The following is a 20,106-nucleotide window of genomic DNA, read 5'->3' on the forward strand; positions in this document are numbered from 1 at the left end:
AGTTCACCTACTTCCAGCAGGTCGGCGGCATCGACTGCAAGCCCATCACCGGCGAAATTACCTACGGCCTGGAGCGCCTGGCCATGTATTTGCAAGGGGTGGACAGCGTCTACAACCTGCAATGGACCGACACCATGACCTACGGTGATGTCTACCTGCAAAACGAAAAAGAGCAATCGGCCTACAACTTCGAGCACAGCGATGCCGACTTTTTGTTCACCGCCTTTGCAGCGCACGAAAAGCAGGCCAAGCATTTGATTGAGGTGCAACTGGCCTTGCCGGCTTATGAGCAAGTGCTCAAGTGCGCGCACAGCTTCAACCTGCTTGACGCCCGTGGCGCCATCAGCGTGACTGAGCGTGCTGCCTACATGGGGCGCATCCGCAACCTGGCGCGCAGCGTCGCGCAGAGCTATCTTGAAAGCCGCGAGCGCCTGGGTTTCCCGATGGCCCCGCCCGAATGGGTCGCTCAGATGCCAAAGAAGGCAGCCTGAGCGCTTCGACAAGCTCAGCCCGAACGGTAAAAAGAACACGACCATGACCACTAAAAACCTGCTTGTTGAATTATTTGTTGAAGAATTGCCGCCCAAGGCGCTCAAAAAATTGGGCGAGGCATTTGCCGGCCAGTTGGCTGACCAATTGCGCGCACAAGGGTTGGCCGGTGCCGACTCGGTGGTGACGGCTTTTGCCTCGCCGCGCCGTCTGGCGGCCCACATCAGCCATGTCTGGCTCAAAGCCGCCGACAAGGCGGTGCAGCAAAAGCTCATGCCGGTGGCGGTGGGGCTGGATGCCAACGGTGGCGCCACGCCCGCACTGCTCAAAAAACTGCAAGCCCTGGGTGCCGATTTAAGCAACCCTGCCGCCGTGGTGGCCGCCTTGAAACATGCGCCCGACGGCAAGGCCGAAGCGCTGTTTTATGACAACCTCGTCACCGGTGCCACGCTCGACACCGGCTTGCAAAAAGCGCTTGAAGAAGCCATTGCCAAGCTGCCCATCCCCAAGGTCATGAGCTACCAGTTGGAGACCGATTGCGAGCTGCCGGGCTGGAGCAGCGTCAACTTTGTGCGCCCCGCGCACGGTTTGGTGGCGCTGCACGGCAGCACCGTGGTGCCGGTCAAGGTGCTGGGCTTGTCTGCGGGCAACACCACGCAAGGTCACCGATTTGAAGCCAAAGTGTCGCCCGTGGTGTTGGCCGATGCCGACAGTTATGCCGCCACGCTGGCCCGCGACGGTGCGGTGATTGCGTCGTTTACCGAGCGCCGCGCCGAGATCGTGCGCCAGTTGGCAGCAGCAGCGACCCGCATCGGTGGCGGCGTCAAGGCGATCGACGACGACGCCTTGCTCGATGAAGTGACCGGTCTGGTGGAACGCCCGAACGTGCTGGTGTGCGAATTCGAGGAACAGTTTTTGGGCGTGCCGCAAGAGTGCCTGATTTTGACCATGAAGGCCAACCAGAAATACTTTCCGCTGCTCGACGCTGCAGGCAAGTTGACCAACAAATTCCTTGTGGTTAGCAACATCTGCCCCGACGATGCGAGCTTCGTCATCGGCGGCAACGAGCGCGTGGTGCGCCCGCGTCTGGCCGATGCCAAGTTCTTCTTTGACCAGGACCGCAAGAAAACGCTTGAATCGCGCGTGGCCGGGCTCGACAAGGTGGTCTATCACAACAAACTGGGCACCCAGGGCGAGCGCGTCGAGCGCGTGCGCGCCATTGCACGCGCCATCGGTCAACAACTGGGCGGCGCTGGGCTGGCGTTGCAAGCCGACACCGCCGCACGGTTGGCCAAGACCGATTTGCTGACCGACATGGTGGGTGAATTCCCCGAGTTGCAAGGCATCATGGGCGGCTACTACGCCCGCCATGACGGCCTCGGCGACGACATCGCGGTTGCGATCGAAGATCACTACAAACCCCGCTTTGCCGGTGACACCTTGCCGCGCAACACCACCGGCCTGGTGGTGGCGCTAGCCGACAAGCTGGAAACCTTGATGGGCATGTTCGGCATCGGCAACGTGCCGACCGGCGACAAAGACCCGTTTGCGCTGCGCCGTCATGCGCTGGGTGTGATCCGGATGTTGGCCGAGCAAGATTTGCCCCTGCAACTGGACGTTTTGCTGGCTGAAACAGTTCCTGCGTTTGGCGACAAGATCGTGGATGCGTCCAGCGCGCTGGCCGGTTTCATGTTCGACCGCCTCGCCGGTTCCCTGCGCGAGCAGGGCTACAGTGCTGGCGAGGTCGATGCCGTGCTGGCCTTGCGGCCCCAGCGTTTGGGCGATGTCGCCAAGCGCCTGAGCGCCGTGCGCGCCTTTGCCGCTTTGCCTGAAGCCCCGGCCCTGGCAGCTGCCAACAAGCGCATCGGCAACATCCTGAAAAAGGTCGACGCGGTGGATGCCCATGTCAGCGAAATTCTGCTCAAAGAGCCTGCCGAAGTGGCGCTTTACGCGGCCATGAAAGACCTGACCCCGCTCGCTAAAACCCAGTTCGAGGCCGGCGATTACACCGCCTCGCTGCAAACACTGGCCGCGTTGCGGGCGCCGGTGGACGCCTTCTTTGATGGTGTGATGGTCAACGCCGAAGAACTGGACTTGCGCCTGAATCGCCAGGGCCTGCTCAAAAGCTTGTTCGACGCCATGAACCGTGTGGCCGATTTGTCGCGTCTGGCCACTTGAGCGTGACCACCCCCTTTGATCTGTCTGGAGTTTCCCTTTGAACATTAGCGCCATGAAAATCGTCATCCTTGACCGCGACGGCACCATCAACGAAGACAGCAGCGAATTCGTCAAATCCGCCGAAGAGTGGACGCCGCTGCCCGGCGCGCTGGAAGCCATCGCCCGGCTCAACCATGCCGGTTGGCATGTGGTGGTGGCCAGCAACCAGTCGGGTTTGGGGCGTGGTTTGTTTGACGTTTCATCGCTCAATGCCATGCACACCAAGATGCAAAAAATGCTGGCTACCGTGGGCGGCCGGGTGGATGCTATTTTTTATTGCCCGCATTCGCCCGACGAGGGCTGCCGCTGCCGCAAGCCCGAGCCCGGTTTGTACGAGCAGATTGGTGAGCGTTACGGCATTGACCTGCGCACGGTGCCGGTGGTGGGCGACTCGGCGCGCGATGTGCTGGCGGCCGTGGCCGCCGGTTGCGCCCCCCACTTGGTGCTGACCGGCAAAGGGGCGGCCTACCGGGGTCGCAACCTGCCAGACACCTTTCCCAAAGAAACCCGGGTCCATAACGACTTGGCGGCTTTCGCCGACTATCTGATCGCGCAGGAGTCCAGCGAGGTGTGAGTCTATGGTTAATGTGCTATAAAAATAATAGCTGCTTGCGCAGTTGCAACGGGGGCTAGAGGCCTATTTACCTTAAATGTCTTTGATTCGTTCGATTTTGCACATGGCGTGGATCGTACTCACGGTGATTCCGTGGGGCTTCGCACTGGTGGTGGTTTCTGTCTGGGTCCGCCGCACGCCCTTGTGGTGGTTTGCCGTCAACTGGTTTCGGTTGGTGATCTGGGGCACCCGTGTGTTTTTGGGCGTTCAGGTCAAGGTCAGCGGCATGGAGAACTTGCCCGAAGGCGCAACCAGCCCCGCCATTTTGCTGTCCAAACACCAGTCCACCCTTGAGACCTTGCTGCTGCCGACCCTGATGCCGCACCCGCTGGCGTTTGTCTTCAAGCGCGAGTTGCTGCGCATTCCATTTTTTGGCTGGTCGATGGCGCGACTCGACATGATTCACATCGACCGCGAATCGCGTGCGCTGGCCATGAAGCACGTCATCGAGCAGGGCAAGCGGCTGTTGTCCCAAGGCACTTGGGTCATCATGTTTCCCGAGGGCACGCGCATTGCCCGCGGCCAAAAAGGCACCTACCAAACCGCCGGCACCCGCCTCGCCGTGGAGAGTGGTGCGCCGGTCATTCCGATCGCCGTGTCGTCGGGTAAGTGCTGGCCACGGCTGGGTTTTACCAAGTATTCGGGCGTGGTGCAGGTGTCTATCGGAAAGCCTATTCCGAGCGTGGGCCGCGAGCCCAAGGAACTGATGCGCGAGGTCGAAGCCTGGATTGAGGCTGAAATGCGTCGCATCGACCCCGAGGCGTACCTGTAAGCCGACTGCCATGCATCCGCTGCTGAAGTTCACGCGCGATCTTTTTGAGATAAATAGGCCTCTAGCCCCCGTCGATACTGTGCATACAGCTATTGAATCAATAGCGAATCAAACGCCGTCGGCGATCGCCTTTCGCCATCCCCGCGCCAACCGTGAAGCGCTGTTGTCGGGCGCGTTGGTGGCCTTTGAGTTCAAGCGCGGCAAGCGCCGCACCATTGGGTTCGTGGTCGGTCCGCTGGGCTTGGCGGTGCGAGCGCCAGCGTGGGTGACGCTCAAGCAAGTGGACACCGCCCTGCTCGAAAAGGCAGACTGGATCCTCAAGAAACTGGGCGAAACCGCCGTGCGGCAGCAGAAGCAGGTGGCACGGGAAATCGAGTGGTGCGATGGCACCACCGTGCCGTATTTAGGTAAGGTATTGACCGTTATGCTGGACCCGCGCTGCGTCAAGGCGGCACGGGGCGTCGTGGCCGCCGTGCTGCTTCCCGCAACGCTGGGTGGCGGCCTTGAAGAGGAGGCCGCCAAGCCTATGACCCTGTGGCTGAGCCTGCCGTCCAGCGCCACCCCGGATCAAATGCGTGCCGCCGTGCAAGCCTGGCTGATGCGCCAGGCCAAGCTCAATTTCGTGGCGCGGCTGGATCACTTTGGGCCGCTGTTGCAGGTGCAGTGGCGCAGTTTGTCGCTCAGCAACGCCCGCACCCGCTGGGGCAGTGCCCGCATTGACGGCGCCATTCGGCTCAACTGGCGGCTGGTTCATTTTGGGCAAGCTGTCATTGACTACGTGGTGGCCCACGAACTCAGCCACCTGCGCGAGATGAACCACAGCCCACGCTTTTGGGACACCGTGCGCTCGGTGGTGCCCGACTACGCCGCCTTGCGCCGGCAACTCAAGGACGAAGCCAGCCCGCGCTGGGTTTGATTCCATTTCCATATCCATCCGGCATGTCGTTGCTTCGCCTTGCCGTACGTCCGTACTGTCTGCGGCTTCGCGCCTCATGTCGAATCGATCTGGAAACGCAATGAGCCTGTCCGTGGCCGCCGTGTTTCTTTTTTCAGGGAACACCAGAAATACCTGATAATTGACGTTTACGTAAACGTCAATTAATGACTCGTTTCAAGGTCGGTATGCTCAGGCACACACATCCTTTTAATAACCACTATTTATGGCAATCACCTACAGCATCAGCGATTTGGCACGGGAATTTGACCTGACCACGCGGGCCATGCGCTTCTACGAAGACATGGGCTTGCTGCAACCCACGCGCTCAGGTCCCGGCGAACGCACCCGGGTTTACAGCGGCCGTGACAGGACCCGCCTGAAGTTGACCTTGCGTGCCAAACGCTTGGGACTCAGCCTGACCGAGGCCAAGGAAATCATTGACATGTACGACAGCCCACGGGACACCGGGCCGCAGTTGCAAAAGTTTCTGGTGGTGATTGCCGCGCACCAAAAGCAGCTGGAAGACCAGATGGCCGATCTGCAGGACAACCTCGACGAACTCAAGGTGCATCAGCGCGAGGCCAAAGCCTTGCTGGCCAAAAGCATCAGCCAAAGCGAAGCCAAAAATAACGGAGCGAAAGAAAAGCCATGACGAACGACGCCTTGTGGACGCGCGTGCAGGCCAGTTTTGCACGCCAGGGCCTGATGCAACACCTGGACGCCCGACTGGTGCGGGTTGAAGCTGGCGTGTGTGAAATCGCCTTGCCTTATTCAGACAAAGTGACCCAGCAGCAAGACGGTTTTCACGGTGGCGCGATTGGCGCGCTGGCCGATATTGCGGGCGGCTATGCGGGGTTGACGATGGCGCCCGAGGGCATGGAAGTCACCACCGTGGAGTACAAAATCAATTTCATGGCCGCGTTTCAGGGCGGCGAATTGTGCGCCATCGGCCGTGTGGTCAAAGCTGGTCGTCGCGTCATCGTGACCACCGCCGAGGTCATGCATGTGGCCGTGGATGGCAAAACCAACCCGTGCGCCGTGATGCAGCAAACCCTGATGCCGGTGCCAAAGACCTATTGAGATTCAACCAGCCGCCCTTTGACTGGCTCAGGGCAGGCGGTTTTCATCCATGCCCGAGACAGGGCTGAGCCAGTCAACGCCAAGAGGAGACAAAAATCATGAACAACATGCCAGGCCTTAACTTTCAACTCGGTGAAGACATTGACGCTTTGCGCGACGCCGTGCGCGAATTTGCGCAAGCCGAGATCGCACCCCGCGCCGCCGAGATCGACAAAACCGACCAGTTCCCGATGGACCTGTGGCGCAAGATGGGCGACCTCGGCGTACTCGGCATCACGGTGGGCGAAGAGTTTGGCGGCGCCAACATGGGCTACCTCGCGCACATGATTGCGATGGAAGAAATCTCGCGCGCCTCGGCCTCGGTCGGCCTGAGCTACGGCGCACACAGCAATTTGTGCGTGAACCAGATCAAGCGCAACGGCACACCCGAGCAGCGCAGCAAATACCTGCCCAAGCTGGTGTCCGGCGAGCACGTGGGTGCGCTGGCCATGAGCGAGCCGGGCGCTGGCAGTGATGTCATCAGCATGAAACTCAAAGCGGAAGACAAGAGCGGCTACTACCTGCTCAACGGCACCAAGATGTGGATCACCAACGGCCCCGACGCCGATACGCTGGTGGTCTATGCCAAGACCGAACCCGAAATGGGCGCCCGTGGCGTCACCGCTTTCCTGATCGAAAAAGGCATGAAAGGTTTCTCATGCGCGCAAAAGCTCGATAAGTTGGGCATGCGCGGCTCCCACACCGGCGAACTCGTTTTTAACAATGTCGAAGTGCCCGCGCAAAACATTCTGGGCGGCCTCAACAGCGGCGCCAAGGTGCTGATGAGCGGCCTGGATTACGAACGCGCGGTGCTCACCGGCGGCCCCTTGGGCATCATGCAGTCGGTGATGGACAGCGTGCTGCCTTACATTCACGACCGCAAACAGTTTGGCCAGAGCATTGGTGAATTCCAGTTGATTCAGGGCAAGGTCGCTGACATGTACACCGTGCTGCAAGCGGGTCGCTCGTTTGCCTACACGGTGGCCAAGAATCTGGACTCACTGGGCGTCGAGCATGTGCGCCAGGTGCGCAAAGACTGCGCTTCGGTCATTTTGTGGTGCGCCGAGCAGGCCACCAAAATGGCGGGCGACGGTGTGCAGATTTTTGGTGGCAACGGCTACATCAACGACTACCCGCTGGGCCGCCTGTGGCGCGATGCCAAGCTCTATGAAATTGGCGCGGGCACCAGCGAGATTCGCCGCATGCTGATCGGGCGTGAATTGTTTGCCGAAACTTGTTAAACCTTTTCGGGGCAGTTAGCCCACCCCACACAAGGTAGGCCCGCTCGCCAATTGTTTAAGATGTGTTCATGACTCAATCTCTCCAACACCTCTTTGACAATAACCGCGACTGGGCGACCCGCATGGCGTTGCAGCGACCTGGCTTTTTCAGCCAGTTGGCGCAACAGCAGTCACCCAAATACCTTTGGATTGGCTGCTCCGACAGCCGCGTGCCCGCCAACGAAATCACCGGGTTGGACCCGGGTGAAGTGTTCGTGCACCGCAATATTGCCAACGTGGTGGTGCACTCCGACCTCAATGCCTTGTCTGTGATCCAGTTTGCGGTGGACCACCTCAAGGTCGAGCACATCATGGTGGTGGGGCATTACGGTTGTGGTGGTGTGCTGGCGGCTTTACGTGGCACCCGCGTCGGTTTGGCCGACAACTGGCTGCGCCATGTGCAAGACGTCAAGATGCGGCACCGTCAGCGCATTGACCACCTCACGGTTGCCGAGCAGGAAGACGTGCTGTGCGAGATGAATGTGATTGAGCAGGTTGGCAATGTGGCCATGTCCAACGTGATGCAGGACGCCTGGGGGCGTGGCCAAAAAGTAGCGGTGCACGGCTGGTGCTATGGCCTCAAAGATGGCTTGGTGAAAGACATGGGCGTCACCATGCAAGGCCCCAGCGACGTGGTGCCGGTGTTTCGCAATGCTTTCAGGCGCTACCCGCGCTGTACTTGATTCGGTAAGGCACTCTATGTTTCCCACCCGTCTTGACTCGACCCTGGCCTATGACATCGCCAAAGCGATGATGGATGGGTTTAACCGCCACTACCAACTCTTCAGAACCGAGTCGGCGCGTGCCAAGCACCGGTTCGAAACGGCCGACTGGCACGGTCAGCAGCGCGCCCAGCGCGAGCGCATCGAGTTTTATGACCTGCGGGTGCGCGAGTGTTCCAACCGGCTGGAGCGCGAGTTCAAGGCCGGTGAGCAGGTGATGGACATCTGGCAGCAGGTGAAGTTGCACTACATCGGGTTGTTGGTGAATCACCACCAGCCGGAGCTGGCTGAGACCTTCTTTAACTCGGTTACCACCAAAATTTTGCACCGCAGTTATTTCCAGAACGACTTCATCTTTGTGCGCCCGGCGGTCAGCACCGAGTACATCGAAAACGGCGAACCCGAGTCGCGCCCCACTTACCGTTCCTACTACCCCACGCCCGCCAACCTGCAAACGGTACTGGTGCAGATGTTCAAGGACTTTGACCTGCGCCTGGCCTTCGAGGATGCTGACCGCGATGCGGCACTGGTTCAGGCCGCCATGGCGGAGCGTTTGATGGATACCAAGCTGCGCGCCAATTTTCAGTTTCAAGTGCTCACTGGTATGTTCTACCGCAACAAGGGCGCCTACATCGTGGGCAAGCTGATCAACGGTTTTAATGAGTTCCCGTTTGCGCTGCCGGTGCTGCACAACCGGGCAGGCAAACTGGTGATTGACGCCGCGCTCTTTGGCGAGGACGACCTGCTGATGCTGTTCAGCTTTGCGCGCGCCTACTTCATGGTCGACATGGAAATTCCCTCGGCCTATGTGCAGTTTTTGCGCAGCATGATGCCGCGCAAACCGCGCAACGAAATCTACAACGCACTGGGCCTGGCCAAGCAGGGCAAGACGCTGTTTTACCGCGACTTCCTTCACCACCTGCGCCACTCCACCGACAAGTTCCGCATCGCACCCGGCATCAAAGGCATGGTGATGCTGGTGTTTGACTTGCCGTCTTTTCCCTATGTGTTCAAGGTTATCAAAGACTTTTACCCGCCGCCCAAGGAGACCAGCCGCGAGCAGATCAAGGGCAAGTATTTGCTGGTCAAACAGCACGACCGCGTGGGCCGCATGGCCGACACGCTGGAGTACAGCGAGGTTGGTTTTCCGCGTGACCGGTTTGACGATGAACTGATTGCCGAGATCCAGAAGTTTGCGCCCAGCCAGTTGGAGATCAGCGACCGCGATGGTGATGGCCGTATCGAGGTCATCATCAAACACGTCTACATTGAGCGGCGCATGATTCCGCTCAACATCTATTTGCAGGAAGCCTTTGATGCCGGTGGCGCTAATCCCAACGACACCAGTCCGACGGCAGCCCGGGCGCGTGAGCAGATCGAGCGCGGCGTGGTCGAGTACGGCAACGCCATCAAAGACCTGGTGGCCGCCAACATCTTCCCCGGCGACATGCTCTGGAAAAACTTCGGCATCACGCGCCACGGCAAGGTGGTTTTTTACGACTACGACGAGATCGAATACATCACAGACTCGGTGTTCCGCAAGGTGCCCGAACCGCGCAACGAAGAAGAAGAAATGTCGGGCGAGGTCTGGTACAACGTCGGTCCGCACGATGTGTTTCCCGAAACCTTCGGCCCCTTCTTACTGGGCAACCCGACGGTGCGCAAAGTGTTCATGCAGCACCATGCCGATTTGCTGGACGCGGCCTTTTGGCAGAGTCACAAGGATCGCATCAAGCAAGGCCATGTGTTTGACGTGTTCCCCTACGAGCAGAGCAAACGCTTCAATACCGACCGCATCGACGCGCAAATGCCTTCTTCAATTTAACCCTCCGACTTACCGCTCCACGCGACAGCGGTATTCCCCCGGGCGGGTTCCCGTCCATTTTTTAAAGGCCCGGTGGAAGGCGCTGCTTTCTGCAAAGCCCAACTCACCCGCAATATCCGACAGGCTGAGTTGGGTGTCGCTGAGCAGCGCAATGGCGAGGTCGCGGCGCAGCTCATCCATGATCGCGCGGTAGGACTCTCCCTCGTCGTCGAGCCGTCGGCGCAGCGTGGCGGGCGAGGCGTTGAGCTGGTGGGCCAAGGTCTCAAAATCAGGCCACGCAGCGGGCGACCACTCCCGCAGGCGGCGGCGGATCTTGGCGGAAAGGCTGTCGCTGTTCTTGTACTTGACCAAAAAATTGGCCGGGGCGCTGCGTAGAAACTCCTTCATCGTGCGCTCATTCTGGATATTGCCCATGTCCAGATAGTGGGCGGGGAAGCTGATGCGGCAATGCGTCTGGTTGAAGTTGAGATTGCGCGAGAACAGAATTCGCCACTCGTCGCTGAACACCGGCTCAGGACAAGAGAAATCAGCGGTAGATAGCGGTATGCGACGCCCCACCAACCAGCACGCCAAGCCATGCAACATGATCAGGTAAGTGCCGTAGGCAAAGGCGCGTTGTGAAGTGTCGCCAGCGCTCACTGAGCCCGTCGGCAGGTTCTTCAACAAGATGTGCGCGGTATCCCCCTCGCGGGACAGCTCGCCCGCCATGTCGTCCAGCACCAGTCGCAAGAAGCGCATGGCGCGCCGCAAGGCCCGCTCCAGGGTGTCGCTGTGAATCACGGCGTGGCAGAGCAGCGTAAAACTGCCGGCTTTCATGCGGTGGCTGTCCATGCCGAAGAATTCGTCATCGAGCGTTTGCGCAATCAGGTGCCACAGTGCGCCGAACTGCCTGGACGACACCCGCGCGCTGGGGGATGCCAGCAGCTCCAGAGAAATACCGGCCTGCAACAGCAAGGCACTTTGATCCAGCCCCCGACTGCGAATGCACACCAGCGCTTCATGGACAAAGCAAATCGAAATGCTGCCTTTTTCTAAGATTTTGATGTCCATCATTTCAAGTTTACGGGTCTGTGGCAAATTATTGCACCCAAGTTGAGCGATTGGGGCATTGAGCGCGTGGTGCCGAAGTCGTAAAGTACAGCAAAGTTCCGTCTTCGCGAGCGCCGTGACGACTGATTTATTTTTCTTAAAAAAGGACTAAAAAATGACTGATTCCATCGTGATCGTATCTGCTGCCCGCACCCCTATGGGCAGCTTTCAGGGCGTGTTTTCGGCCCTGTCGGCCAATGACCTGGGTGGCGCGGCCATCAAGGCAGCGGTTGAGCGCTCGGGCGTAGCGCCTGAAGCCGTGAATGAAGTGCTGTTTGGCAATTGCCTGATGGCCGGCCAGGGCCAGGCGCCCGCACGCCAAGCCGGGTTCAAAGGCGGTTTGCCGATCAGCGCTGGTGCGGTGACACTGTCCAAAATGTGTGGCTCCGGCATGCGCGCGGCCATGTTTGGCCACGACATGCTGCTGGCTGGCAGTGTTGACGTGGTGGTGGCCGGCGGCATGGAAAGCATGACCAACGCACCCTACCTGTTGCAAAAAGCGCGGGGCGGTTACCGCATCGGCCACGACCGCATGTTTGACCACATGATGCTCGACGGCCTGGAAGATGCGTATGAGGCCGGTCGCTCAATGGGCACCTTTGGCGAAGACTGCGCCGCCAAATACGGTTTCACGCGCGAACAACAAGACAATTTCGCCATCACCAGCGCCCAGCGCGCCGTGGCGGCCACCCAATCCGGTGCGTTTGCGCCGGAAATCACACCGGTCACGGTCAGGGGGCGCGCCGGCGACACCGTGATTTCGACCGACGAAGCCCCTGGCAAAGTCAAGGTCGACAAAATCCCGTCGCTGAAACCCGCGTTCAAAAAAGACGGCACCATCACTGCGGCCAGCAGTTCCAGCATCAGCGACGGCGCGGCCGCCATGGTGATGATGCGCGCCTCGACCGCCGCCAAGCTGGGCCTCAAACCGCTCGCCAAAATCGTCAGCCACGCGGTGCACGCGCAAGAACCCAACTGGTTTGCCACCGCCCCGGTTGGCGCGGTCAACAAGGCCCTTGAAAAAGCCGGTTGGTCCGTGAAAGACGTGGACCTGTGGGAAGTGAACGAAGCCTTTGCCGTGGTGCCGATGGCACTGATGCATGACCTGAGCCTGAGCCACGACATCGTTAACGTGAATGGCGGCGCCTGCGCGCTGGGCCACCCGATTGGCGCGTCCGGCGCCCGCATCATGGTGACCCTGATGTACGCGCTGCAAGCCCGTGGCCTGAAAAAAGGCGTGGCGACGCTGTGTATCGGTGGCGGCGAAGGCACCGCCGTTGCCATTGAAATGCTATAAGTTGTATAGCTGCTTACGTAAGTAGGACGGGGTCGAGCCCCCTTCTGTTTAAATTTCTCACAAATACCAGAGCCCTCCACCCATGTTACTCACCCAAGACCAGGAAATGATCCGCGACGCGGTTCGCGACTTTGCCCAAGCCGAACTGTGGCCCCACGCCGCCAAGTGGGACAAAGAGCACTATTTCCCCAAGGAGGCGCACAAAGGCCTGGCCGCCTTGGGTGCTTACGGTATTTGCGTGCCGGAAGAGTTTGGCGGCGCCAACATGGACTATTTGACGGTGGCGCTGGTGCTGGAAGAAATCGCGGCCGGTGACGGTGGCACCAGCACCGCCATCAGCGTGACCAACTGCCCGGTCAACGCCATCCTGATGCGCTACGGCAACGACGCGCAAAAGAAGCAGTGGCTGACACCGCTGGCGCAAGGCCAGATGCTGGGCGCGTTTTGTCTGACCGAGCCGCATGTCGGTTCCGACGCCTCCAGCCTGCGCACCACCGCCGTGAAAGTGGGCGACGAGTATGTGATTAACGGCGTCAAGCAGTTCATCACCAGCGGCAAAAATGGCGACGTCGCCATCGTGATCGCCGTGACCGACAAGGGCGCTGGCAAAAAAGGCATGAGCGCCTTCATCGTGCCAACCAAGGCCCCCGGCTACGTGGTGGCGCGCATCGAAGACAAGCTCGGCCAGCACAGCAGCGACACCGCGCAGATCAACTTTGACGACTGCCGCATCCCGGCCGAGAACCTGATCGGCAAAGAAGGCGAAGGCTACAAGATTGCGCTCGGCGCGCTGGAAGGTGGTCGCATCGGTATCGCCGCGCAAAGCGTCGGCATGGCGCGCAGTGCGTTTGAGACCGCGCTGGCCTATTCCAAAGACCGCCAAAGCTTTGGCCAACCGATCTTCAACCACCAGGCGGTCGGGTTCAGGCTGGCCGATTGCGCGACGCAAATCGAGGCCGCGCGCCAACTCATCTGGCACGCCGCCGCCCTGCGCGACGCCGGTCGCCCGTGCCTGAAAGAAGCGGCGATGGCCAAGTTGTTTGCCAGTGAAATGGCGGAGCAGGTGTGCAGCGTGGCGATCCAGACCCTGGGTGGCTACGGTTATGTGAGCGACTTCCCTGTGGAGCGCATTTACCGCGACGTGCGCGTGTGCCAGATTTACGAAGGCACCTCAGACGTGCAGAAAATCATCATCCAGCGCGCGCTGGCTTGATGCGCTGATGCGGGGCAGGCTGGGCGTCACCCGATACGCCTGCGCTGCCCCAATAGGCTTAAATTAACAACTGGGTCAACTTGGGTTGGCCACATTGCCCCCACGGGGTACTCATCGTTAACTTTGCAGATGGCTCTGTGAAAATTCCTCGAATGCATCAGCCGGCAGTGGCTGGCTGAATAAGTAGCCTTGATAGCCATGGCAGCCCAGGTCTGCCAGGAAGTCTTTCTGTGCGGCGGTTTCGACGCCCTCGGCGATGACGTTCAATCTCAAACTTTCAGCCAGAACGAGCACCATTTTTGCAATGGCGGCATCGTTGGCGTCGGTCAGAATATTCGTGACAAAACACTTGTCGATCTTCAGTTGGTACAACGGAAGCCGTTTCAGGTGTGACAGCGATGAGTAGCCCGTGCCAAAGTCATCCAATGAAAAACGGACTCCCTTCTCCTTCAGAAGAAGCATCTTGGCGATGATGTCCTCCACGTCCTTCACCAAAAGACTCTCGGTCAGCTCCAGCTTGAGCCTGCGGGGATCAACCCCTGTGCCCTCAATGACGGCCATCACTTCATCCACAAAATATTTCTGATGGAACTGCCCCGCGCTCACGTTGACCGACATCGTCAAATGGGACAACGCCACCTGATTGGCCCACATGGCCAATTGCGTGCAGGCTGCCTTGAGTACCCAACGCCCCAAAGGGATGATCAGGTCGGTTTCTTCCGCGAGGGGGATAAATTCCAGCGGCGATACAAGGCCCCGTTGCGGGTGCTGCCAACGTACCAGGGCTTCAACGCCGGTCAAATTTCCATGCACATCCACCTGCGCCTGGTAGTGAAGCACCAGGTTCTCTTGCTCAATGGCCGCTCGCAACGCGCTTTCCAGCGCGGAACGGTTCGTGACGGCCTGCTGCATCTCTGTGTCGAAAAAGCAGATGGCATTGCGCCCTCCGACCTTGGCCTTGTACATGGCCAGATCGGCTTGTTTCATGAGGTCTCCAAGGGTGTCCATGTTTTCATTGAACAGGGTGACACCGATGCTGGGTGTGCTTTTGTACTTGTGCTGAGCGAGTTGGTAGGGCTGGTTCAGGGTCGCAAGAATGGTGTTGCCCACTAATTCGGTTTGACGGGTTGCTTCTGGCGCGTCATGACTCAGTCCCTCAATCATCACCACAAATTCGTCGCCCCCTAAACGCGCCACCGTGTCGCCCTCGCGGGTGCAGGATTCAAGTCGTTTGGCGACTTGTTGCAGCAGCAGGTCGCCAATGTCATGGCCGAGTGTGTCGTTGAGCGTCTTGAAATGATCGAGATCGATAAACATCAGGGCCGCGTATTGTTTGCTGCGGTCGCTTGACGTCATCGCCTGGTCAAGTCGATCCAGTAAAAGTCTGCGGTTAGGGAGGCTGGTCAGATGATCATAAAAGGCCAGGTGTCTGATTTCTTCTTCCGCCACTTTGCGCGCGGTGATGTCATGGTGAGCGCTGATGTAATGGGTGGTGATGCCATCCTCGTTCTTCAGGGCAGAAAGCGTCATCCACTTGGGATAAACCTCGCCATTCTTGCGGCGATCCCAGACTTCCCCCTGCCAGGCCCCTGCGTGTTTCGCGCCATCCCACATGGCATCATAGAAATGGGAAGTGTGCCGCCCTGACTTCAGCAGGTCGGGTTCCTGACCCACAACCTCATCGGCTGCGTAGCCCGTGATGTGGGTGAACGCCCGATTGACCTGGAGAATCACGCGGTTGGCATCGGTCACCATCATCGCCTCCTGCGAGTCGAAGGCTGCTGCAGCGATGCGCAGATCCGCGGTCCTTTCCTGCACAATCTCTTCGAGTTGATGGCGGTGTCTTTCCAGTTCTGCGTCTGTCTTCTTTCGCTCAGTGATGTCACGGGCGACCGACAGGTGCACCGTTCTACCCTGATCCTGCAAAGATACAGCGCTGGTCTCCAGCCAGCGACGCCGACCGTTGAACCCAATCACTTCGTATTGATGTTGAAGCGACTGGCCTCCCAGCACGAGCTTGAGATGTTCTGTATAGGCCTCGCGGCATTCCGGGGCAATCACATCAACCACGGCATGCCCGACAAGCTGTTTTTGCGAGTCCGCGTCGAATATCGCCAAGGCTGCCTGGTTCAAGTGCCTGACAATGCCACCCGCGTCGGTTGTGATGACCCCGTCACCGATAGCGTGCAACATCGCTTTGACGCGGTCTCGTTCTTCAGTCAGTGCATCGGTAATTTTGCGAAGTGCGCGCAGCGGCAAAATACGCATGACCACGAAGACCAAAAGACCGAGCGCCAGCCCGACCAGTGTGGCGACAAGGGTGTTGAGGGCTAGTTGTCTCTGAGACCCGGTAACAGCGATGCGGCCGACAACTTGTCCCGCGTCGGTTAATGCGTAGCTTCTGCTCAGGGCCGGTGTGGGTGGTGACGTCCCGCTTTCCAGTAAAAGCTTGCCTTGGGCATCGAATATCTGAACCAACTCATTAGTCAGTGGCACTGGCTCACGTGAAATGAGCCCCTGAATACGGTTCTCCGCGAACATCCAAACGTCCGGTGCATTGGCGATCAAACCGTTCAAGGCCGAAGCCTTGACCTTTGCCTTGAATTCCAAAGAATCCTTGGCATTGTCCAGTGCCGTGATGGCATAGCCAAGCGGCAGGCTGACCGTCACAGCCAAGGCGACGGCCATGGCCATGCGTGAAATGATCAGCGCTACCTGATCATCGCGTGCAACTTTCAGCTTGGCCATGTGGGTGCAGCGTCAACGAAACGTCAAGGAATCCAATGACCCGTCTGCAACAGAACTTCACGCCCGGCAGCGGATTTGATGAATTCAAAAAACTTTTGCACAGCCGCGTTGGGACGGCTTTTGTGACGAAATAAAAGCGTTTGATGAGGGTGTAGTCACCCGAAGCGCCGTTTTTAGGAGACGGCTCCAGGTTATCGATACTCAGGGCACGTAATGAGCGATGCTCGGACCTGATGAGCGCCAAAGTGGTGACGCCAATCGCACCGGGGATGCTTTCTATTTTGTCTGCGGCTTCCTGATCGATGACCGCGAACGGGAGTCCCGGACGAGTTTCTGCGATGAGAACCGCCTTCTCAATCCCTGCAGAAAGACTCTTCAATTGCTTGGTGTTGTCGTCATCCGGTTGACGCAGAACGGGGCGAATGACGGTGCCATCAGGCCATTTGACCAACGTGCCGGCGTATATGTCGGCGACCTGTGCACGCGTAATACCTGTGACGCGTGATTTCATCGACACCGCCAGCACCGTGGGCGTGCGTGCATATTCTGTTGCAAGCAAGCCATCTTTGCGTTCAGCATCGGTCGGAACGCGTGAAGCAATCCCAATGTCAAGCGCCCCTCTGGGGACGGCCTTGATCGCACCACTGCTTCCCAGACTTTCCAGCACGGTGACCGTCATCGTGGGATTCGTTTTTGAGAAAGCGGCGCCAAGCAGACGTATCGTGCCGAGTCCGTTGCCGGTTCCGCCAATCTTGATTTCTTCGGCCACCGCAGCGCAGGAAAGCAAGGTCAAGAGGGGCGCAAGGACCCAAGATCCGAGAACCCATAATTGCCCAAATCGAGTATTTTTCATAAGCTCCCAATATCGTGACACAGGGTGTGTTGAATAATTATGAAAGAATTGATCCGTCACGACTGTAGGGAGTTCTCGACAGTTGTTGTCATCAAACTTCGCTAGTGCAAAAAAGGGCAGGCGCCATACCAAGTGCTTGTGGCCTCCATTTCGTCAGAATGCAGTCGACCTGCATAATTCGCCCATGCGAAAAGGCAATTTCTCAGCCATGAAATCAGTGGCACCGTGGTGTCTGGTTTTTCTCATGGCAGGGTGTGCCGCACCCCCAACCACGAAGCACGACACCAGTCCAGCCCCTGTGTCCGCTGCGCCCGCACCCGCGCAGGGCGATAGTTACAAATGGCTCAATCGCCTGACCTGGGGAGCGACTTCTTCCTTGGTCGAGAGTCAGGGACGCAAAAGTTTCGACGCCTACCTGAACCAGCAACTCCACCCGCCAGCCGCACATCTGCCCGATGCCATCCAAAGCCAGATTCAGGCGATGACGATCAGCCAACGTCCTTGGGTGGCGCTGGTGCAAGACCTGGAGCAGCAACGCAAAGAGGTCGCGGCCTTGACCGACAACGATGCCAAAAAAGCGGCTCAGCAAAGTTACCAGCAGGCGCTCAATCGGCTGGCCAAAGAGGCGGCCACGCGCCATATCTTGCGGGCGCTTTATTCGCCCAACCAGTTGCAGGAGCAGATGAACTGGTTTTGGCTGAATCATTTCAGCGTGGCGCAAAGCAAGCACAACCTGCGGGCGATGGTGGGCGACTATGAAGAGTCGGCGATTCGCCCGCACGCACTGGGCAAATTTCGCGATCTGCTGGCGGCGGTGGTTTACCACCCGGCCATGCTGCGTTACCTGGACAACGATCAAAACGGCGTCGGGCGCCTCAATGAGAACCTGGCCCGTGAGCTGATGGAACTTCACACACTCGGCGTGGACGGGGGTTACAGCCAGGGCGATGTGCAGGCGCTGGCGCGGGTGCTGACCGGCGTTGGGGTCAGTCTGCAGCCCGGCAACCCGACCAGCAAGCATGAGTTGCAAACGCATTACGTGCGCCGTGGCCTGATGGAGTTCAACCCGGCGCGGCATGACGCAGGGGATAAACAGTTGCTGGGGCAGCCGTTACGCGGCAAGGGTTTGGCAGAAGTAGACGAGGCGATTACCCGACTGGCGCGCCATCCTGCCACCGCCCGCTTCATCAGCCGCAAACTGGCCCAGTTCTGGCTCGCCGATGAACCGCCCCAGCCCTTGCTGCAGCGCATGAGTCAGACCTTTACCCGCACCGATGGCGACATCGCGGAGACGCTGAAAACACTGCTGACCTCGCCCGAGTTTGCGCAAGGCGCCGGCAAGAAGTTCAAGGACCCGATGCACTACGTGATCTCGGCCGTGCGGCTGGCGTATGACGACAAGCCGATCCTCAATGCCGGACCGATTCTGAACTGGCTCAACCGCATGGGCGAGCCGCTGTACGGGCACCAGACGCCGGATGGCTACCCGGTGAATGAGTCGGCCTGGGCCAGTCCGGGCCAGATGGTGCTGCGTTTTGAAATTGCCAAAGCGATTGGTTCGGGCAGTGCCGGCTTGTTCAAGTCCGATGGGGCGCAGCCACAAGAGCGGGCCGCTTTTCCGCAACTCTCCAACGCGCTGTATTTCCAGTCGATCCAGAAAACCTTGAGCAGCGGCACGCGCAAGGCGCTGGAGCAGGCCGCATCCGCCCCGGAGTGGAATACCTTTTTGCTGTCGTCGCCTGAGATGATGGCGCGCTAAAACCCCCGCGGGAGCGACCATGCAACGACGTCAATTTGTTCATGCCTTGGGTGCTTCTGTGCTCACGGTCGGCGCCGGCCAGTTGCTGGCCGCAGGCGCCAACCTGCCCCGGTTTCTGCTGGTTTTTTTGCGCGGCGGCTACGATGCCGCCAACTTGCTGGTGCCCGTGAGCAGCAATATTTACTACGAGTCGCGGCCCAACATCGCCATCGCCCGGCCCGCCAACGACCTCACTTCAGCTTTGCCTTTGAACGCTGATTGGGGCATGCACCCGGCTTTGCGTGAGACGGTTTACCCGTTGTTCAAAAATGGCGAGGCCGCGTTTATTCCCTTTGCCGGGACCGCAGACACCTCGCGCAGCCATTTTGAAACGCAGGACAGCATGGAACTCGGCCAGCCGCTGGACCAAAGCAAGAACTACCGCTCGGGGTTTTTGAACCGGCTTGCCGCCGTGATTCAGGGTGCGGCACCGATGTCATTCACTGACCAGCTTCCGCTGGTGTTTCAGGGCGGCGTGCAGGTGGCCAATACGGCGCTGCGTTCGGTGGCCAAACCCGCCGTCGATGCCCGCCAGAGCAGCATCATTGCGTCGATGTACCAGGGCACCGGGCTGGCCAAAAGTGTTGCGGGCGGTTTTGCCGTGCGCGACGAGGTGCTGCGGGAGTTGACGGGCGAGATGGACGCCGCCAACCGCAGCGCCATCAGTGCCAAAGGCTTCGAGCTGGAGGCCCGGCGCATTGCGCGACTGATGAAAGATCGCTACAACATCGGATTTGTGGATGTCGGCGGCTGGGACACCCATGTGAACCAGGGCGGCGCCAGTGGTTATCTGGCCAACCGGTTTGACGAGCTGGGCCATGGTTTGGCGGGCTTTGCACAGGAGATGGGCGACCAGTGGCGCAATACCACGGTGGTCGTCATGAGCGAGTTTGGCCGCACGTTTCGCCAGAACGGCAATCAGGGCACCGACCACGGGCATGGCAGCGTTTTCTGGGTGCTGGGTGGGGGTATTCGGGGCAACAAAATCGCTGGCGAACAGGTGGCGGTGACGCCCGGCACGCTGTTCCAGAACCGTGATTTCCCGGTGCTCAACGACTACCGTGCGGTGCTGGGCGGGCTCTTTGCCCGGCTCTATGGGCTGAGCCCGGCGCAAAGCGGGCAGGTGTTTGCGGG

At 59.3% G+C, this 20,106-nt stretch carries 17 protein-coding genes; 14 read left to right on the plus strand and 3 right to left on the minus strand.

Annotation, left to right across the window (positions count from 1 at the left end):
- The 10 genes from WCG50_RS10590 to aceK form a co-directional block, all read left to right on the plus strand.
- Positions 1-491 (plus strand): glycine--tRNA ligase subunit alpha (locus WCG50_RS10590; RefSeq protein WP_336899565.1); only part of this gene is annotated, 491 nt, incomplete at its 5' end.
- 43 nt (positions 492-534) lie between these two features.
- On the plus strand, positions 535-2,667 hold the full coding sequence (gene glyS, locus WCG50_RS10595; protein WP_336899566.1) for a glycine--tRNA ligase subunit beta: 2,133 nt from the start codon (positions 535-537) through the stop codon (positions 2,665-2,667).
- A 52-nt stretch (positions 2,668-2,719) separates the two neighbouring features.
- On the plus strand, positions 2,720-3,280 hold the full coding sequence (gene gmhB / locus WCG50_RS10600; RefSeq protein ID WP_336899567.1) for a D-glycero-beta-D-manno-heptose 1,7-bisphosphate 7-phosphatase: 561 nt from the start codon (positions 2,720-2,722) through the stop codon (positions 3,278-3,280).
- 76 nt (positions 3,281-3,356) lie between these two features.
- On the plus strand, positions 3,357-4,091 hold the full coding sequence (locus tag WCG50_RS10605; protein WP_336899568.1) for a lysophospholipid acyltransferase family protein: 735 nt from the start codon (positions 3,357-3,359) through the stop codon (positions 4,089-4,091).
- Positions 4,092-4,101: 10 nt separating this feature from the next.
- Complete coding sequence (locus tag WCG50_RS10610) at positions 4,102-5,007, plus strand: SprT family zinc-dependent metalloprotease (protein WP_336899569.1); 906 nt, start codon at positions 4,102-4,104, stop codon at positions 5,005-5,007.
- Positions 5,008-5,251: 244 nt separating this feature from the next.
- Positions 5,252-5,680 carry a MerR family DNA-binding transcriptional regulator gene (locus WCG50_RS10615; RefSeq protein WP_336899570.1) on the plus strand — a complete coding sequence of 143 codons (429 nt, stop codon included), beginning with the start codon at positions 5,252-5,254 and terminating at the stop codon, positions 5,678-5,680.
- On the plus strand, positions 5,677-6,108 hold the full coding sequence (locus WCG50_RS10620; RefSeq protein WP_336899571.1) for a PaaI family thioesterase: 432 nt from the start codon (positions 5,677-5,679) through the stop codon (positions 6,106-6,108). Before WCG50_RS10615 ends, WCG50_RS10620 begins: the two co-directional genes overlap by 4 nt.
- Before the next feature lie 98 nt (positions 6,109-6,206).
- On the plus strand, positions 6,207-7,388 hold the full coding sequence (locus tag WCG50_RS10625) for an isovaleryl-CoA dehydrogenase (RefSeq protein WP_336899572.1): 1,182 nt from the start codon (positions 6,207-6,209) through the stop codon (positions 7,386-7,388).
- Between the two features lie 68 nt (positions 7,389-7,456).
- On the plus strand, positions 7,457-8,110 hold the full coding sequence (gene can, locus WCG50_RS10630; RefSeq protein ID WP_336899573.1) for a carbonate dehydratase: 654 nt from the start codon (positions 7,457-7,459) through the stop codon (positions 8,108-8,110).
- A 16-nt stretch (positions 8,111-8,126) separates the two neighbouring features.
- Positions 8,127-9,974: a bifunctional isocitrate dehydrogenase kinase/phosphatase gene (gene aceK / locus WCG50_RS10635; RefSeq protein WP_336899574.1), complete on the plus strand. Its 1,848-nt coding sequence runs from the start codon at positions 8,127-8,129 to the stop codon at positions 9,972-9,974.
- A 9-nt stretch (positions 9,975-9,983) separates the two neighbouring features.
- Here the strand turns inward: aceK and WCG50_RS10640 are convergent, their stop codons facing one another.
- Entirely contained in the window at positions 9,984-11,024 is a 1,041-nt protein-coding gene (locus WCG50_RS10640; RefSeq protein WP_336899575.1) for an AraC family transcriptional regulator, read from the minus strand.
- Between the two features lie 154 nt (positions 11,025-11,178).
- Between WCG50_RS10640 and WCG50_RS10645 the strand changes: the two genes are divergently transcribed.
- Positions 11,179-12,360 carry an acetyl-CoA C-acyltransferase gene (locus WCG50_RS10645; protein ID WP_336899576.1) on the plus strand — a complete coding sequence of 394 codons (1,182 nt, stop codon included), beginning with the start codon at positions 11,179-11,181 and terminating at the stop codon, positions 12,358-12,360.
- Positions 12,361-12,442: 82 nt separating this feature from the next.
- Positions 12,443-13,573 carry an acyl-CoA dehydrogenase family protein gene (locus tag WCG50_RS10650; RefSeq protein ID WP_336899577.1) on the plus strand — a complete coding sequence of 377 codons (1,131 nt, stop codon included), beginning with the start codon at positions 12,443-12,445 and terminating at the stop codon, positions 13,571-13,573.
- Between the two features lie 117 nt (positions 13,574-13,690).
- Here the strand turns inward: WCG50_RS10650 and WCG50_RS10655 are convergent, their stop codons facing one another.
- Positions 13,691-16,321, minus strand: coding sequence for an EAL domain-containing protein (locus tag WCG50_RS10655; protein ID WP_336899578.1), 2,631 nt, complete (start codon positions 16,319-16,321; stop codon positions 13,691-13,693).
- Positions 16,293-17,114: a substrate-binding domain-containing protein gene (locus WCG50_RS10660; RefSeq protein WP_336899579.1), complete on the minus strand. Its 822-nt coding sequence runs from the start codon at positions 17,112-17,114 to the stop codon at positions 16,293-16,295. Before WCG50_RS10660 ends, WCG50_RS10655 begins: the two co-directional genes overlap by 29 nt.
- Positions 17,115-17,358: 244 nt before the next feature.
- On the opposite strand from WCG50_RS10660, the gene WCG50_RS10665 reads away from it, so the two are divergent.
- Both WCG50_RS10665 and WCG50_RS10670 read left to right on the plus strand, forming a co-directional pair.
- Positions 17,359-18,933 carry a DUF1800 domain-containing protein gene (locus tag WCG50_RS10665; RefSeq protein ID WP_336899580.1) on the plus strand — a complete coding sequence of 525 codons (1,575 nt, stop codon included), beginning with the start codon at positions 17,359-17,361 and terminating at the stop codon, positions 18,931-18,933.
- Positions 18,934-18,952: 19 nt separating this feature from the next.
- Positions 18,953-20,106: DUF1501 domain-containing protein (locus WCG50_RS10670; RefSeq protein ID WP_336899581.1), on the plus strand; the 1,154-nt coding region annotated here is incomplete at its 3' end.

It is taken from the genome of Rhodoferax sp., assembly GCF_037143375.1.
In the GTDB taxonomy this organism is placed as follows: domain Bacteria; phylum Pseudomonadota; class Gammaproteobacteria; order Burkholderiales; family Burkholderiaceae_C; genus Rhodoferax.

Bases quoted from the DNA above. Each gene is read 5' to 3' on its own strand.
- glyS (WP_336899566.1), top strand. From the start codon at position 535: ATGACCACTAAAAACCTGCTTGTTGAATTATTTGTTGAAGAATTGCCG.
- WCG50_RS10610 (WP_336899569.1), top strand. From the start codon at position 4,102: ATGCATCCGCTGCTGAAGTTCACGCGCGATCTTTTTGAGATAAATAGG.
- WCG50_RS10605 (WP_336899568.1), top strand. From the start codon at position 3,357: ATGTCTTTGATTCGTTCGATTTTGCACATGGCGTGGATCGTACTCACG.
- aceK (WP_336899574.1), top strand. From the start codon at position 8,127: ATGTTTCCCACCCGTCTTGACTCGACCCTGGCCTATGACATCGCCAAA.
- WCG50_RS10640 (WP_336899575.1), bottom strand. From the start codon at position 11,024: ATGGACATCAAAATCTTAGAAAAAGGCAGCATTTCGATTTGCTTTGTC.
- WCG50_RS10645 (WP_336899576.1), top strand. From the start codon at position 11,179: ATGACTGATTCCATCGTGATCGTATCTGCTGCCCGCACCCCTATGGGC.
- WCG50_RS10655 (WP_336899578.1), bottom strand. From the start codon at position 16,321: ATGGCCAAGCTGAAAGTTGCACGCGATGATCAGGTAGCGCTGATCATT.
- WCG50_RS10650 (WP_336899577.1), top strand. From the start codon at position 12,443: ATGTTACTCACCCAAGACCAGGAAATGATCCGCGACGCGGTTCGCGAC.
- gmhB (WP_336899567.1), top strand. From the start codon at position 2,720: ATGAAAATCGTCATCCTTGACCGCGACGGCACCATCAACGAAGACAGC.
- WCG50_RS10620 (WP_336899571.1), top strand. From the start codon at position 5,677: ATGACGAACGACGCCTTGTGGACGCGCGTGCAGGCCAGTTTTGCACGC.
- WCG50_RS10665 (WP_336899580.1), top strand. From the start codon at position 17,359: ATGCGAAAAGGCAATTTCTCAGCCATGAAATCAGTGGCACCGTGGTGT.
- can (WP_336899573.1), top strand. From the start codon at position 7,457: ATGACTCAATCTCTCCAACACCTCTTTGACAATAACCGCGACTGGGCG.
- WCG50_RS10625 (WP_336899572.1), top strand. From the start codon at position 6,207: ATGAACAACATGCCAGGCCTTAACTTTCAACTCGGTGAAGACATTGAC.
- WCG50_RS10615 (WP_336899570.1), top strand. From the start codon at position 5,252: ATGGCAATCACCTACAGCATCAGCGATTTGGCACGGGAATTTGACCTG.